The sequence below is a fragment of the Streptomyces sp. NPDC002490 genome (genome assembly GCF_040296045.1).
Taxonomy (GTDB): Bacteria; Actinomycetota; Actinomycetes; order Streptomycetales; family Streptomycetaceae; genus Streptomyces.
Genome location: NZ_JBEOWM010000045.1, coordinates 18,406 through 34,222, shown reverse-complemented (window position 1 = coordinate 34,222; position 15,817 = coordinate 18,406). Strand labels below are relative to the sequence as shown.

10 protein-coding genes are annotated in these 15,817 nt (G+C 75.4%); 6 read left to right on the top strand and 4 right to left on the bottom strand.

Translation table 11 applies throughout. The features are described 5' to 3' along the window. The first annotated feature begins 182 nt into the window (after nucleotides 1-182). From ABT092_RS24640 to ABT092_RS24630, 3 genes are read left to right on the top strand one after another with little or no spacing between them, the layout of a single operon-like run. The gene (locus ABT092_RS24640) at nucleotides 183-7,238 is read left to right on the top strand and encodes an SDR family NAD(P)-dependent oxidoreductase (protein WP_351247422.1); all 7,056 of its coding nucleotides are present in this window, start codon (nucleotides 183-185) and stop codon (nucleotides 7,236-7,238) included. Further along, complete coding sequence (locus tag ABT092_RS24635) at nucleotides 7,235-8,629, top strand: cytochrome P450 (RefSeq protein ID WP_351247420.1); 1,395 nt, start codon at nucleotides 7,235-7,237, stop codon at nucleotides 8,627-8,629. The genes ABT092_RS24640 and ABT092_RS24635 overlap by 4 nt, the downstream gene beginning before the upstream one ends. A gap of 16 nt (nucleotides 8,630-8,645) precedes the next feature. Continuing rightward, nucleotides 8,646-8,915 carry a hypothetical protein gene (locus tag ABT092_RS24630; protein ID WP_351247418.1) on the top strand — a complete coding sequence of 90 codons (270 nt, stop codon included), beginning with the start codon at nucleotides 8,646-8,648 and terminating at the stop codon, nucleotides 8,913-8,915. A 15-nt stretch (nucleotides 8,916-8,930) separates the two neighbouring features. Here the strand turns inward: ABT092_RS24630 and ABT092_RS24625 are convergent, their stop codons facing one another. Continuing rightward, nucleotides 8,931-9,698 (bottom strand): FadR/GntR family transcriptional regulator, encoded by a 768-nt coding sequence (locus ABT092_RS24625; protein WP_351247416.1) that lies wholly within the window; start codon nucleotides 9,696-9,698, stop codon nucleotides 8,931-8,933. Between the two features lie 130 nt (nucleotides 9,699-9,828). Here ABT092_RS24625 and ABT092_RS24620 point away from each other — a divergent pair, with 130 nt between their 5' ends. Continuing rightward, on the top strand, nucleotides 9,829-10,194 hold the full coding sequence (locus ABT092_RS24620; RefSeq protein WP_351247414.1) for a hypothetical protein: 366 nt from the start codon (nucleotides 9,829-9,831) through the stop codon (nucleotides 10,192-10,194). Between the two features lie 45 nt (nucleotides 10,195-10,239). On the opposite strand, the gene ABT092_RS24615 is transcribed toward ABT092_RS24620, so the two are convergent. Both ABT092_RS24615 and ABT092_RS24610 read right to left on the bottom strand, forming a co-directional pair. Continuing rightward, entirely contained in the window at nucleotides 10,240-12,177 is a 1,938-nt protein-coding gene (locus tag ABT092_RS24615; protein WP_351247412.1) for an HtaA domain-containing protein, read from the bottom strand. Nucleotides 12,178-12,365: 188 nt separating this feature from the next. Beyond that, nucleotides 12,366-13,124, bottom strand: coding sequence for an SMI1/KNR4 family protein (locus tag ABT092_RS24610; protein ID WP_351247410.1), 759 nt, complete (start codon nucleotides 13,122-13,124; stop codon nucleotides 12,366-12,368). A gap of 151 nt (nucleotides 13,125-13,275) precedes the next feature. Between ABT092_RS24610 and ABT092_RS24605 the strand changes: the two genes are divergently transcribed. Next, nucleotides 13,276-14,556, top strand: a complete 1,281-nt coding sequence (locus tag ABT092_RS24605; RefSeq protein ID WP_351247408.1) for an SGNH/GDSL hydrolase family protein — start codon at nucleotides 13,276-13,278, stop codon at nucleotides 14,554-14,556. Between the two features lie 19 nt (nucleotides 14,557-14,575). Here the strand turns inward: ABT092_RS24605 and ABT092_RS24600 are convergent, their stop codons facing one another. Continuing rightward, entirely contained in the window at nucleotides 14,576-14,968 is a 393-nt protein-coding gene (locus ABT092_RS24600) for a DUF5997 family protein (protein ID WP_351247406.1), read from the bottom strand. Nucleotides 14,969-15,025: 57 nt separating this feature from the next. On the opposite strand from ABT092_RS24600, the gene ABT092_RS24595 reads away from it, so the two are divergent. Next, the gene (locus tag ABT092_RS24595) at nucleotides 15,026-15,814 is read left to right on the top strand and encodes a LysR family substrate-binding domain-containing protein (protein ID WP_351247404.1); all 789 of its coding nucleotides are present in this window, start codon (nucleotides 15,026-15,028) and stop codon (nucleotides 15,812-15,814) included. Nucleotides 15,815-15,817: the final 3 nt, after the last annotated feature.

Here is a 15,817-nt window from a genome sequence, read left to right as displayed (position 1 = left end):
TGACGGGGTCCCTCCGTGACCTCAACACTGCACAACGCCGCAGCGCACCAGCGCACCTGACGCCGTTCCCGGGGCCACCGACCGCCCGAAGGCCCCGGCCGCCCCGGGGACTGCGGTGGTGGTCTTCCGTCCACCACCGCAGTGATCGACCCGTCGCGGCGCAACCCACCAGGAGGTGTGGCGTGGGGCCTTCCGCCCAGGAATCCATCGCCGTCATCGGAATGAACTGCCGCTTCCCGGGCGACTGCACGTCCCCCGAAGCGTTCTGGCGATTCCTGTCGGCAGGGCACCACTTCCGCACCGGGCTCCCCCGGGACCGGGGATGGGACCTGAACCGCCTCACCCACCCCGACCCCGTAACGGCCGGGAGCACCCGGGTGCGCCACGGCGGATTCCTCCCCCGGATCGGGGACTTCGACGCCGCGTTCTTCGGAGTGGGCCCCCGCGAAGCCACCGCCATGGACCCCCAACAGCGCCTCCTGCTGGAATGCGCCTGGGGCACCGTCGAGCACGCCCGGATCGCCCCCGCGAGCCTGCGCGGCTCCCGCACCGGTGTCTACGTGGGCATCAGCGAGAGCCGCTACCTGTGCCGCCTCGGCGAACCCGAAGCCGACCTGGAGGCGTACCTGCCCACCGGGCTGTCGGTCAGTGCCGCCGCCGGACGCATCTCCTACGCGCTGGGGCTGCACGGCCCGGCGCTCTCCGTGGACACTGCCTGCTCCTCCTCCCTCGCCGCCGTACACCTCGCCGTCCGCGCCCTGCGCGCCGGGGAGTGCGACAGCGCGCTCGCCGCCGGTGTGTGCGTGATGGCCGAGCCCGACGTCCTCGTCTACTTCTCCCGGCTCGGCGCCGTCACCCCCGACGGACGCTGCAAGTCCTTCGCCGCCGACGCGGACGGCTTCGCCCCCGCCGAAGGGGTCGCCGCCCTGCTGCTGACCCCGCTCTCCCGCGCCCGTGCCACCGGCCAACGCGTCCTCGCCGTCATCCGGGGCAGCGCCCTCAACGAGGACGGCACCGGCGCCGGGCTCACCGTGCCTAACGGAGTCGCCCAACAGGCCGTCATCACCGACGCGTTGCGCGATGCCGACCTGCACCCGCACCAGATCGACCTCATCGAGGCCCACGGCACCGGAACCCCGGTCGGCGACCCCGTCGAAGCCGCCACCCTCCAGAGCGCGTACGCCCACGGCCGCCACCCCGACGCCCCCGTGTGGATCGGCTCGGCGAAGTCCAACATCGGCCACACCCAGGCCGCCGCGGGCCTCGCCGGACTCATCAAGACGGTGCTCGCCCTGCGACACGGCGAGATGCCCGCGACCCTGCACGCCGCCCACCCCACCCCCGCGGTCGACTGGTCACGCGGCACCATGCGCCTGCTGCACGCCGCCCGCCCCTGGCCGCGCGGCGCCGAACCCCGCCGCGCCGGCGTCCTCGCCTACGGCATCAGCGGCACCAACGCCCACGTCCTGCTGGAGGAAGCGCCCTCCGCCCGCCGGGTGGTCCGCCCCCGACGGGGCGAAGCCCCCCTGGTGTGGCCGCTGTACGCCGCCACCCCCGAGGCCCTGCCGCCGCAAGCCGCGGCCCTCGCCCACCGGTTGCGCACCGACCCGACCACCGACCCCGTCGCCCTGGGCCACTCCCTGGCCACCACCCGCGGCCCCCTCGACGAACGGGCCGCCGTGACCGGAACCGACCGGGACGCCCTGCTCGCCGCCCTGGACGCGCTCGCGGCCGACCGCGAGGCCCCGGGCCTGGTCCGCGCCCGGGCCGCCGCCGGCCCCGGTCCGGTGTTCGTCTTCCCCGGCCAGGGCGCCCAATGGCCCGCCATGGGCGCCCGACTGCTCGCCGAGTCCCCGGTCTTCGCCGCGGCGTTCGACCGGTGCGCCCGCGCCCTGCGGCCCTGGACGGAGAGCGACGTCACCGCCGTGGTCCGCGGCACGTCCCCCGCCGCGGAACGGGACCGCGCCGAGGTGGTCCAACCCGCCCTGTTCGCCATGTACGTGGGCCTCGCCGAGCTGTGGCGCGCGCACGGCGTGCACCCCGGCGCGGTCATCGGACACAGCCAGGGCGAGATCGCCGCCGCACACGTCGCCGGCGCCCTCAGCCTCGCCGACGCCGCCCGGGTGGTGGCCCTGCGCAGCCGACTCCTGCGCACCCTCACCACCCGCGGCGCGATGGCCTCACTGGCCGTGCCCGCGTCCCGGGCGGCCGAACTCCTCGCCCCCTGGGCCGGGCGTGTCGAGGTCGCGGTGGAGAACGGACCGGCAGCCACCGTCGTCGCCGGGGACGAGGACGCCGTCACCGCGCTGCTCGACGCCTGCGCCCGGGACGAGGTCTGGGCCCGCCGCCTCCCCGTCGACTACGCCTCCCACAGCCGCCACGTGGAGCCCCTGCGCGACCCCCTGCACTCGGCACTGGCGGACACCACCGCCCGGCCCGCCACCGTCCCGATGTTCTCCGCCACCACCGGGAAGCGCCTCGCGGACGGCGAGGTGGACCCCGCCTACTGGTACCGCAACCTGCGTCGACCCGTCCTCTTCGAGGAGGCGGTGCGCACCGCGCTCGCGGCCGGCTTCACCCAGTTCGTCGAGGTCTCCCCGCACCCGGTGCTCACCGGCCCGCTGCGGGACATCGCCACCGAGGCCCGCACCACCGTCGCCCTCAGCGCCACCCTGCACCGCGACCGCGCCGGCACGGCCGGCTTCGCCGAGGCACTGGCCGCCGCGCACGCCGGCGGCGCCCCCCTCGACTGGTCCACCCTGTACCCGTCCGCCGGCACCGCCGACCTGCCCACCTACCCCTTCCAACGACAGCGCTACTGGCCCGCCGCCCGCCGCACCCCCGAACTCGCCGCGGCCGGACTGCACCAAGGCGAGCACCCCCTGCTCACCGCCGCCGTGGAACTCCCGGACGGTTCGCTGCTGTGCACCGGACGGCTCTCCCTCACCGCCCACCCCTGGCTCGCCGACCACGCCGTCCACGGCACCGTGCTGCTGCCCGCCACCGGGATGCTGGAACTCCTGCTGCACGCCACCCGCCACGCCGGCCTCCCGCTCCGCCTGGACGACGTCGTCCTGCACGCCCCCCTCGTCGTACCGGAAGCCGCCGTCATCGACCTCCAGGTGCACTGCACCCCCGAGGACACCGGTGGACGACTGCTCACCCTCCACTCCCGCAACGGCACCACGACGGGAACCTGGACCCGGCACGCGGAGGCCACCGCACCCGCGCCGACCCCGCCGGAGCCCCCCGCCGCGCCCTCCGCGCAGCCCTGGCCGCCGCCCGGCGCCGTACCCGTCCCCGTCGACGCCTGCTACGACGCCCTGGCCGCCCGCGGCTACGCCTACGGTCCGGCCTTCCGCGGACTGACCGGCGCCTGGCGCACCGACGGCACCCGGTACACCCGGGCCCGCCTGCCCGCACCCGGTGACACCGCCCCGCACGGGTACACCGTCCACCCCGCCCTGCTCGACGCCCTGTTGCACGGCCTGCTCACCGAAGGCGACACCGACCGTACCCTCCTGCCCCACGCCGTCGGCCGCGTCGAACTCCTCGCCGAAGGCGCCACCGATCTGGACGCCACCCTGGTCCGGGCGTCCGACGACCGGGTGTCCCTGACCGCCACCGACCCGGCCGGGCACACCGTGGTGCGGATGACCGACCTCCGGATGCGGCCCACCACCGCGCACCGGATGCGCGCCGCACTGGCCGCGGCCGACCCCACCCTCTTCACCCCGCGCTGGCACCCGGTCGACCTGCCCGACGAGGTCCCGCCCCCCACCGACTGGGTCGACGTGGGGTCCCCGCACCGGCCGTCGGCCCGCCGCTGCCACCCCGACATGGCCGCCCTGGCCCGGTCCGTGACGAACGGCACCCCGGCACCCGGGGCCGCGCTCCTCGACCTCACCCCCGCCTGCGGCGACCCGACGCGCGCGCTCCGCCCCCGACTCGCCCACCTGCTCACCGAGGTGCAGACCTACCTCGCCCACGAGGCACTCGCCCCCACCCGACTGCTGGTGCTGACCCGAGGCGTCCACCCCACCGGCTTCGGGGAGACCGTCCACGACCCGGTCGCCGCCGCCTGCGCAGGACTGCTGCGCTCCGTGCAGAACGAACACCCCGGACGGGTGTTCCTGGTCGACACCGACCCGGACCCCGCCCCGGACGCGGCCACCGCGGACGCCGCCGCGCTGGCCGCCGTGGTGCACGCCGGACACCCCCAGGTCGCCCTGCGCGGGGACCGGGCCCTCGTCCCCCGGCTCGCCCCCGCCCACGACGACGACGGACTCGCCCTCCCCGACGACACCCCGCCCTGGCGACTGGTCCCCGCCCCCAGCCGCACCCTGGAGGACATCGCACCGCGGCACCCCACCACCCCCGACCCCGACCGACCCGCGCCCGACCGGGTCCGGGTGCAGGTCCACAGCTGCGGGGTCAACTTCCGCGACGCGGTCGTCGGCCTGGGCATGGCCGAGGGCGACGCGATCGGCTTCGAGATCGCCGGAACGGTCATCGACACCGGAACCGACGTCACCGCGATCCGCCCCGGCGACCGCGTCGCCGCCTGCCTGCTGTGGCAGGCCGGGGGGTACGCACCCCGGGTCGACGTCGACCACCGCCTCGTCATCCCCGTCCCCGAGGGTTGGACCCTGCCCCAGGCGGCCACCGCCACCGCCGCCTACCTCACCGCCCACCACGCCCTGGTCGACCTCGCCCACCTGCGCCCCGGCGAGCGCGTCCTCGTCCACGCCGCGGCCGGCGGCGTCGGCACCGCCGCCACCCGACTCGCCCGCGTCCTGGGCGCCGAGGTCTACGCCACCGCCAGCACCGGCAAGCACGAACTGCTCACCGCCCGCGGCATCCCCCGTGACCGCATCGCCGACTCCCGCACCCCCGACTTCGAGGACACCCTGCTGCGGGCCACCGCCGGCACCGGATTCGACGTGATCCTCGGCAGCCTCGCCGGCCCCTTCGTCGACGCCTCCCTGCGCCTGCTGCGCCCCGGCGGCCGCTACCTGGAGATGGGCAAGACCGACGTCCGCGACCCGGAGAAGGTGCACGCCGACCACCCCGACGTCCACTACCGCGCCTTCGACGTCCGCGACCACCCCCACCCGGACCGCTCCCTCAGCCACCTTCTCCACCTCTTCCGCTCCGGCGTCCTGCCCCCGCTGCCCCTGCGCACCTGGCCCCTGCGACACGCCCGGGCCGCCCTGCGCTTCCTCAGCCAGGGCCGCAGCACCGGCAAGCTCGCCCTGACGCGGCGCACCGCACTCGACCCGGACGGCACCGTCCTGATCACCGGCGGCACCGGCACCCTCGGCATGCTGACGGCCCGTCACCTCGCGGACGTCCACGGCGTCTGCCACCTGCTGCTCGTCAGCCGCAGCGGCGAACGGGCCCCCGGTGCGCGCGCCCTGGCCCGGGAACTCGCCGACCGCCCCGGCAGCCCGGTCCGGGTGACCTTCGCCGCCTGCGACGCGGCGGACCGTGCCGCCCTCGCCGAGGTGCTCGCCGCCGTCCCCGCCCGCCACCCCCTCACCGCCGTCGTCCACGCCGCCGGCGCCCTCGACGACGGCCTCGTCACCGACCTCACCCCCCAGCGCCTGGACACCGTGGTGCGCACCAAGGCCGAGGCGGCCTGGCACCTGCACGACCTCACCCGGGACCACGACCTCGCCGCCTTCGTCCTCTACTCCAGCATGGCCGGACTGATCGGCACCCCCGGACAGGCCAACTACGCGGCGGCCAACGCCTTCCTCGACGCCCTCGCCCACCACCGGCGCCACCGGGGGCTGCCCGCCACCTCCCTGTCCTGGGGCCTGTGGCAGGAGACCAGCGGACTCACCGCCCACCTGGACGCCACCGACCAGGCCCGACTCTCCCGGCAGGGACTCGCCCCCCTCAGCACCCGACAGGCCCTGGCCGGCCTCGACCTGGCCCTCGACCTGGACGTCCCGCACGCCGCCGTCACCGCCGTGGCCCCCACACCCCCCGGCCAGGCCCCGGCCGACCTGCTCGCCGACCTGGTCCGCCGCCGGCGGACCCCGACCGGCACACCGACCCGCCCCGCTCCGAGCGCCGACGCGCCCGAAGAACGCGAGCGGCTGCTGGCGCTTCCCGCCCACGAACGCCTCACCCACCTGCTCGCCCTGGTCCGCAGCCATGCGGCCACCGTCCTCGGCCACCCCGGTCCCGAAGCCGTCCGCCCCGAACACCGCTTCCGCGAAACGGGCTTCGACTCCCTCGCCTCCGTCGAACTGCGCACCCGGCTCAGCCGGGCCGCCGGCGTCCGACTCTCCGCCACCGCCGTGTTCGACCACCCCACCCCCCTCGCCCTCGCCCACCACCTCGACGGCCTGCTCACCCCCGCGCCGGCCCCCGCCCCGCCGCCCGCCGACGACTTCGTCGGCACCGTCCTGGACACCTGGGCCCGGGGCGACTACCCGGCGGGCCGACGCCACCTGCACGAACGGGCCCGCCACCGCCGCACCACCAACCGCCCCGACGAACTGCCCACCGGAGCCTGGGAACGCCTCGGCCGGGGACCGGCCCGCCCGCTCCTGCTGTGCCTGCCGCCGTTCACCGCCTCCCCGAGCTCCACCCCCTACGCCCGGCTGGCGGCCCTCCTCGACGGACGACGCGACGCCTGGACCATCCGGCTCCCCGGCCTCCACGACGAGGAGTGCCTCCCCGCCGACCTGGCCACCCTCACCCGGGCCTGGGCACGGACCGTCACCCGCCTCGCCCCCGGGCAACCCCGGGTCCTGCTCGGCCACTCCTCGGGCGGGCTGCTCGCCCACGCCCTCGCCCACACCCTCCACCAGCACGGCAACCCCGTCGCCGGACTCGTCCTCCTCGACCCGCCGCTGCTCAGCGCCGTACCGGACCGGCTCGCCGCCCAGGTCACCGAACGGGTGCGCGGAGCCCGGGCGCTCGTCACCCCCGCCATGCTCACCGCCGTCGGCGCCTACTCCCGGCTCTTCGCCGACTGGGCCCCGCCGCCCCTGGACGCCCCCACCCTCCTCGTCCACCCCCACGACAGCGACCTGCCGCAACACTGGCCCCACCCGCACACCCGCCACCCCGTCACCGCGACCCACTTCTCCCTCCTCGAAGAACACGCCCCGGACACCGTCCGGGCCATGGACCCCTGGCTGGACTCCCTGCCCGCCGCACCCCACCCGTCCGACCGGGACGAGCCCGCGACGCCCTCACCCGCCGAAGGAACCCGGTGAACGCCACCCCGCCCCCCACCGTGCCGACCGCCCCCGGGAGCCTCCCGCTCCTCGGCCACGCCCTGCCCCTCGCCCGGGCCCCGCTCGCCTTCCTGACCCGGCTGCCCGCCCTCGGCGACCTGGTCCGGGTGCGCATCGGACCCCGCTCGGTGATCGTGGTGTGCGACCCCGAACTCACCCGCCACGTCCTCCTCAACGACCGGGTCTACGACAAGGGCGGCCCCCTGCGCGAACGGGGCCGCGAACTGCTCGGCAACGGCCTCATCACCTGCTCCCACGCCGACCACCGGCGCCAACGACGCCAGTGCCAACCCTCCTTCCACCCCGCCCGACTCCCCGCCTACGCCCTGCGCTTCACCGACACGGCCCGCACCGCCGTCGACGACTGGCGGCCCGGGCAGGTCCTCGACGTCGTCCCCACGATGATGGCCCTCACCGTGCGCACCGCCCTCACCACCATGTTCGCGACCCCGCCCCCGGCCCGTGTCGCCCGCACCCTCACCGAGGACATCACCACCGTGGTGGAAGGAGTGCTCCGCCGCGCCCTCACCCCCGCCGCCCTCCGGCACCTGCCCGGCCCCGAACGGCGCCGCTACGACCGGGCCCGGACCCGGCTGCGCACCGCGCTCGCCGAACTCGTCACCGCCCGCCGGGCCGACCCCGCCCCCCACGACGACCTGCTGCACGCCCTGCTCCACCCCGGCGGACCGGACGGGGCCCCGGACGTGCCGCCGCCCACCGACCGGGAGGCCGTCGACCAGCTCCTCACCTTCCTGGTGGCCGGCGTGGAGACCACCGCCGGCGCCCTGGCCTGGGCCTGGTACCTGCTCGCCCGGCACCCCCGGATCGAACACCGGGTGCACCGGGAACTGGACACCGTGCTCGCCGGCGCACCCCCCACCCTCGCCGACGTGCCCGCCCTGACCACCACCGGCCACGTGCTCACCGAGGCGCTCAGGCTGTACCCACCCCTGTGGCTGATGACGCGCGAGGTCACCGAGGACACCGTCCTCGGCACCGTCCCGCTGCCCCGGGGCACCGTCCTGGGCATCAGCCCCTACCTCGTCCACCGCCGCCCCGACCGCTACCCCGAGCCCGACCGGTTCGACCCGGACCGCTGGCTCGACGCCCGCCCCGACCGCACGGCCTACCTCCCCTTCGGCTCCGGTGCCCGCAAGTGCATCGGCGACCGCTTCGGCACCGTCCAGGCCACCGTGGTCCTCGCCACCATCGCCACCCGGTGGCGACTGGAGCCGACCGACCCGCGACCGCCCCGGCCCTCGGCCCTGTCCACCCTCACCCCCCGCGGCCTGCACATGCGGATCACCGACCGGACGGCCCCGCGGTCCGCGTGCGCCGACCCCGTGCGGGAGCCCGACTGTCAGTGCTGACGGGGATGCTGTGGGCATGAACGAGGAGATCATGCGCAAGCGGGTCTACGGCGCCGACCACGAGGACCCCGACCCCGGCCCGCGTCCCGGCCGCACCTACGTCGAACTGGTCGGCGGCCCGCTGGACGGGCTGCTTCTGGACGTCACCGACCGGCCGGACCAGCAGCGGCGGACCGCCGTGCCGCTGAGCACCGAGATCGGACGCTACGGCCCCGGGGGACACGCGCTGTACGGGCCGCGGCCGGGCGCTCCGCAACGCTACGACTGGCAGGGCGACACGCCCTGACCGCGCCCCGTCCGACTACGAGCGCAGCGCGAGGTGCTGCGCCATCACCTCGTGGTGGTGCCGCACCGCGTACAGGGCGAGGGCGACGTCCCGCGTGCGCACGGCCCGCAGCAGCGGCTCGTGGACGGCGGTGAGCGCGGCGGCCCGGTCGGGCGCCAACCAACTCGGCACCGTCCCCTCGTCGATCCAGGTCCGGTACTCGTAGTCGATGAGGGCACCGTGCACGCTGGAGAACATCGAGGTCAGATACGCGTTGTGGGAGGCCCCGACCAGGGTGGCGTGGAAGTAGGTGTCCGCGCTCATCCAACTCGCGGTGTCACCCGCGCTCCGCTCCAGCCGCTCCAGCGCCCGCTCGCCCTCGGCGAGTTCCTGCTCGGTGGCCCGTTCGATGGCGCGGATGATCCCGGACGTCTCCAGGGCGAGTCGCAGCTCGGCGAGTTGGTCCACCGAATCCGGTCGGACGTCCAGCATCAGGTGCATCGACGTGGCCAGGGAGGTCTCGGGCCGCAGCCGCACATAGGCGCCGGAACCCCGGCGGGACTCCACCAACCCCTTGACGACGAGGATGCGGATCGCCTGGCTCACCGTGGGGCGACTGGTCGACAGCAGGGCCGCGAGGTCGCGTTCGGAGGGCAACCGGGCGCCGTCCGGCAGGTCACGGGCGAGGATCAGCCGCTGGATGTCGGCGGCGATCTCCTCGGCCGCACCCTCCCGTCCCCGGCCCCCGGCACCGCTGAGGGCCTGCCACGGGCTGTCGTCGGGAACCCCCTTGGTGCGCGCCACTGGACTGCCTCCGCTCCCCGGTCGCCGACGCCGGTCCCGCCGCACCACCGTCCGGCCCGGCGCGGCCCAAGGTATCCCAGCACGTCCGGAGCCGGCAGCAGCGCCGGGAACCGGGCCTACGATCGCCCGCATGACCGACACCCAGGACAGACGCCTCCTGCGACGCATCGGCATAGCCGTCGCAGTGGTGGCCGTGTTGCCGTTCGCCCTCCCGCTCGCCGTGGAGTCCCGCCAGACCGTCAACGGCGAGATCACCGAGTTCAGCTACCTCAACCTCACCGCCCTCGTCGCCGGGGTGGTGGCCCTCGGCTACGCGGTGCGCACCTACTCCGGCCTGCGGTTCGCGTCCGAGGCGACCACCACCCACCGGGTCCTGCTCGCGGTGCTGGTGGTGGTCGCCCTCTTCCAACTGCTGCGGGGCAGCGGGGTGGTTCCCGCGGTGACGGAGTGCACCGCGTCCTTCAGCCTGGACCTGTGCCGGCCCGCACCGGAGTGAGGCCGGGGGCCGGGCGGCCGTCGCCGCCCGGCGCGGTGCGCGGGGTCAGCGCACGTCGACCCGGTCGCTGCTGCTGGTGCTGCCCAGCAGGGCCGCGCCGGTGGTGTAAACGGCCCGCCAGCTGCCGTCCTTCTTGGCGGCGAAGCCCTTGGTGAAGGCGCCGCTGCCGTTGGTGCGGGCGGTGCCCAGCTTGCTCCAGCTGCGCGCGCCGTCGGCCTTGAACCAGATGCTCACGGTCTCGTTGGACGCCTTGCGCCAGGTGCCGTCCAGCTTGGTGAGCGTGCCCTTGACGGTGAGCGTGCGGCCCTTGCGGACCGGCTCGGGGCCGGCGTTGAGTCCGGTGATCGCGGTGCGCAGGCGGACGTCCACGTAGTCGCTGCCGCTGGTCGACGCGGCCCGGTCGGGCGTTGCGGTGTGGCGGGCCCGCCAGTCGCCGTCCTTGGTGGCGGTGACCTTGGCGGAGAAGGCGCCGTTGGTGCCCGTGGTGGCACCGGCGGCACGGCTCCAACTGCGGCTGCCCTTGGCCCGGAACTCGACGACGACTCCGGTCCGCGACACCGGACGCCAGGTCTCGTCGGTCGCACCCACGGCCTGGAGGGTGCCCGTGACGGTCACCTTGCTGCCCTTGGCGACCGGTTCGGGCGCCGCGTTGAGCTTGGTGATCCTGCTCGGCACCGCGGTGACCGACAGGGCGGCGGAACGGGTGGTCGCCTCGCCCGCGGCATTGCCGAACACGGCCCGGTAGAGATGGCCGTTGAGGGCCGCCGTCGCCTTGACGGCCAGGGTCGCCGAGGTGGCGCCCGGCACCGCGGTCCAGGTGGTGCCCCGGTTGGTGCTGCGCTCCCAGCGGACCGCGTCGGCGTTGGTCGCGGCGGCCCGGAACGTGGCCGTGGCACCCGAGCGCACCTTCTGGGCGGCGGGCTGCGTGGTGACCCGGGTGCTGCCGAAGGTGAGGCCCCGTTGGACGTCCTGGGCGCGCGAGGGCATCCAGGTGGTGTCGTCCCGGTCGTGGGAGTTGAAGCTGGTGACGAAGCACTTGGTGGTGCGGCAGTCGACCGCGGTCCCCCCGCTCGGGGTGAAGGTCTCGGTGAGCTTCATGGTGGTGGTGAAGGTGCCGTCCGGGCCGACCTGACGGACCCAGGCGGCGTTCCCGTAGGTGCTGGGGTAGGTGGTGCCGGGCAGGGCGGTCGACTGCGCCAGGTAGACGCCCTTGCCGGGACGGTAGCCGGTGCCCCGGACGGTGACCTCGGTCTCGGCGCCGAGACCGGACACCCGACTGACGGTCAGGGTGGGGGTGCTGACGGTGCCGCCGAGGGTGAGCGGATCGAGCGCGGTACCGGGCGCGTACATGGCGCTGCCCTGGTGAGTGAACGTTTCTGCGCCTTGGGCGGTGAGTGTGGCGGTGATGCCGCTCCAGTCGAGCGTCGACCCGCTGAGCGCGCCCCGGGTCGCGGTGAGGGTGGCGAAGGGCACGGCGGCGGTGCTGGTGGTCGGCCGGCCGTCCAACTCGGAGCGCACGTCCAGGTAGAGCGTGCCCTTGCCGTTCTTGAGGACCACCCGGGGCTTGGCGAAGGTGATGCCGGTGATGCCGTGCGCCGGGACCGCGTAGGTGACCGAGCCGCCGAACCGGACGTCCGCCGAAGCGCCGGCGCGGTCCACCGCACCGTGCAGCACGGGGAAGCCGACGGCGCCGTTCGCCCGCGGGCCGGTGGCGCCGTCGGTCGGGGTGATGCTGCCGCCGAGGCCGGTGACGTAGCGGAACCAGCTCGCCTTGAACCCCCAACCGGCTTCGCCGGTCACCAGGATCGGGGAGGCGGCCCGGGCGGACCCGTCCAGCGGCACCGGCGCGGCGGCCGGGGCGGCGGCACGGACCTGGGGGCCCGCGCCGTGCGCGGTGGTGGCGGTGAGCAGGCCCGCGCTCGTCGTCGACAGGGCGGTGACGACCGCGAGGGCGGCCAGTCGGGTGCTACGGGTGGTGGACATGCGCTGCATGTCTCCTTCGGGTGGGAGGGCACACACGGGTGCCGGGCGGCGTCCGGGACGGAACACCCACGGAACGGGAACGGGCGTGTGGGGGACCGGCAGCACGGAGTGGGGGACCCGGGGCCGACACGAGTCATATTAGGTGAGCCTTACCTAAACTGTCACCCTCGGTGTTGACGCCCTCCCCGTCACCGGGCGGGACGAACCTCCCGCGACAGCCAGCCGAGCAGATCACCCGTCACCCGCTCGCCGACCGTCTCGACGTCCGGCGCCACCCCGTCGAGCGCGCACCGCAGGACGCTGCTGCGGTCCCGACCGTGCCGACGCATGAACAAGCCCGTGCCCGGACCGTCCTCGCCGACCAACACCCAGTGCGGCGCCCGCCGCGCCACCTGGTGTTCCCGGTTGCGCGCCACGAACTGGTGCGGTCCGTACACCAGGAGCCCACCGTCCAACCGCACGCCCGGGGTCGACCGCCACAACCGCGCCAGCGCCGGCTGCGGACCGTCCCCGAGGCCCAGCGCCCGCGCCGTGCGCACGGTGAGGAACCCGGCGAAGGACTCCGCCAGCGGGTGCTCCTCCCCGCTCGTCCCCTCGCGGCACACCACGGGCCACTCGCCCGCCCGCTCCTGGTCGAGGACGAAACCGAACGCGTCCCCGCAGTCCGGCTCGTGGGCGAACCACAGCCGCCGGCCCTCCCGTCGCCAGGGTGCCGTCAGCGCCTCGTACGCGTCGTGCGCCTCCTCGGGCCACACCGTCGCCCATTCCGTCCCGAGCAGCCGCACCCCACCGAACTCGGTGAGCCACCACCGGTACGACGGGGGCAAGGGGCCGAGCCGCGCCTCCGCCGCCCGCACCATCGCCTCCGTCGCCCGGCCCGCCGGGCGCGGTGCGTACCCGGGCACGGCCCGGACCAACTCGCTCAACTGCCCCAGATCAGGTGTCATCCGGGCAGTCTTTCAAGCACGCGATGCCCGGGGGAGCCCCACCCGCACCACGCTCGTCGCCCGTGTCTACCGCCCCACCCCAACCCTTGCTAACTTCAACGGAGTTGAGCCCGCCGGGAAGGCGGGGAGAGCGGAGAGCGGGAGGACCACGATGCGCCCGTGGATCAGACGGACCGCCGCGGCGGCCTTCGGTGCTGCCCTCGCCCTCGCCCCACCGGTCACCGCGCCCTGGGCGGAGGCGACCCGGGGCGACCCGGCCGGTCGCTGGACCGGAGCGTGGGGCGCCTCGCTGCAACGGCCCGCGGACCCCGGGGCGCCCTGGGGCGGATGGTCCCCGCAGGGCTTCGCCGAACAGAGCCTGCGGCAGGTGGCCCGGGTCACCGCGACGGGCCCGCGCATCCGCGTCCGACTCTCCCACCGGTACGGAGCCCAGCCCGTCCGACTGGCCCGGGCCACCGTCGCCGCATCCGCCCGGGGTGCCGCCGTCCGCCCCGACACCCTGCGCGAACTGCGGTTCTCCGGAGAACGCGAGACCGTCCTCCCGATCGGCGCCGAACGGCTCTCCGACCCGGTGCACCTGCCCGTCCGCGCGGGCGAGAAGCTCACGGTCACCTTCTACTTCGCCACCGCGACCGGCCCCGTCAGCTACCACATGGACGCCCTCACGACCTCCTACCGGGCCGAGGGCGACCGGACCGGGCACGCCTCCGCCGACGTCTTCGAGACGGCCACCAGCCCTTCCCTGTACCTCCTGGCCGGCATCGAGGTGGCGGCACGACACGGCCGCGGCACGGTGGTCGCGTTCGGCGACTCGATCACCGACGGCTACGGCTCCACCCCCGGCACCGACCGCCGCTACCCGGACCGGCTCGCCGACCAGCTGCACGCCGGCGGTCGAGCGTACGGCGTCGTCAACGCCGGTCTCAGCGGAAACCGCCTCCTCACCGACTCCGGGTGCTTCGGCGAACGGGGCCTCGCCCGGTTCCGCCACGAGGTGCTCGACCGCCCGGGCGTCCGCTCCGTGGTCGTCCTGCTCGGCATCAACGACATCGGCGCCGGCGGGCAGCCGGACTTCGGCTGCGGGACGGCGCCCGAGGTCACCGCCGACCGGCTCATCGAGGGACACCGCGCGCTGATCCGGGCGGCGAAGCGCCGTGGCGTCACCACGGTCGGGGCCACCCTCACCCCGTTCGAGGGCTACGCCTCCTACCACACCCCGGAGAAGGAACGCGTCCGTGACCAGGTGAACCGCTGGCTGCGCACCAGCGGCGCCTACGACACGGTCGTCGACCTCGACCGGCTGCTCGCCGACCCCCGGCCCGGGCGGGGTGACGCGTTGGCCCCCGGCTACGACTCGGGAGACGGGATCCACCCCAACGACGCCGGCATGGACGCCGTCGCCGAAGCCGTCGCGGACGCACTGCCCGGCTGAGCCGGGCGACTGCGCCCCGTCACCGTGCGGCGGAGGACCGCTCCCGCTGCCGCTCCTTCAGCCGCGCGGACTCCTTGCGGACCCCGGCCTGGGTGGCGCGCTCCGCGCGGAGCCACTCCGGCTGCTCCTGCTTGAGCGCGTCGATCTGCTCGGTGGTGAGGGGTTCGGTGATCCCGCCGCGCGCGAGTCCGGAGATCGACACCCCGAGCTTGGCCGCGACCACGGGGCGCGGGTGGGGCCCGTCGCGACGCAGGTCCCGCAGCCACTGCGGCGGGTCGGCCTGGAGCGCGTGGAACTCGGCGCGCGAAACGGAGCCCGCACGGAATTCGGCGGGCGCGGCTTCGAGGTAGATCCCGAGCTTCTTCGCCGCGGTCGCGGGCTTCATGGCCTGGGTGGTCTGGTCCGACGTCATGCCTCCAGGGTAACCAGCGGGTGCGGCGCCCCTGACCACGGCCGATACCCTGGTCCCGTGACAGACGTGCAGCCCCCCGCCCCCTTCCGGCTCGCCTACGTACCGGGGGTGACCCCCGCGAAGTGGGTGCGGGTGTGGACCGAACGCCTGCCCGAGGTGCCGCTGAGCCTGGTGCCGGTGCCCGCGGCGGAGGCGCTCGCCCTGCTGCGCGAGGGCGGTGCGGACGCGGGGCTCGTCCGTCTTCCCGTCGACGGCGAGGACCTGAGCGCGATCCCCCTGTACACGGAGACGACGGTGGTGGTGGCGCCCAAGGACCACCTGGTCACCGCGGTCGACGAGGTGGCACCGCAGGACCTGGCCGAGGAACTGGTGCTGCACCCCGTCGACGACGTCCTCGACTGGGAACGCCCCCCGGGGGTTGCCGCGAAGGAGCGTCCGGCCACCACGGCGGACGCGATCGAGTTGGTGGCCGCGGGCGTGGGGCTGCTGGCCGTTCCCCAGTCGCTCGCCCGACTGCACCACCGCAGGGACCTCACCTACCGCCCCCTGAAGGACGCCCCCGAGTCGCGCGTGGCCCTGTCCTGGCCGAAGGAGGCGACGACCGACCTGGTCGAGGAGTTCATCGGGATCGTCCGCGGGCGCACCGTCAACAGTTGGCGGGGCCGGGGCGCCGCCCAGCCCGCGCCGGAACGGAAGCCCGCTGCCGCCCGGGGCTCCCGGAAGGGGGCCTCCACCGGCAAGGCGTCGGGCGGTCAGCGAGGTGCCGGATCCGGACGCGGCGGCGCCGGCAAGAACACCGGGGGCGCCCGCGGCGGCCGCTCGGGCCGGCCCCGCCGCCGCGGCTGACCC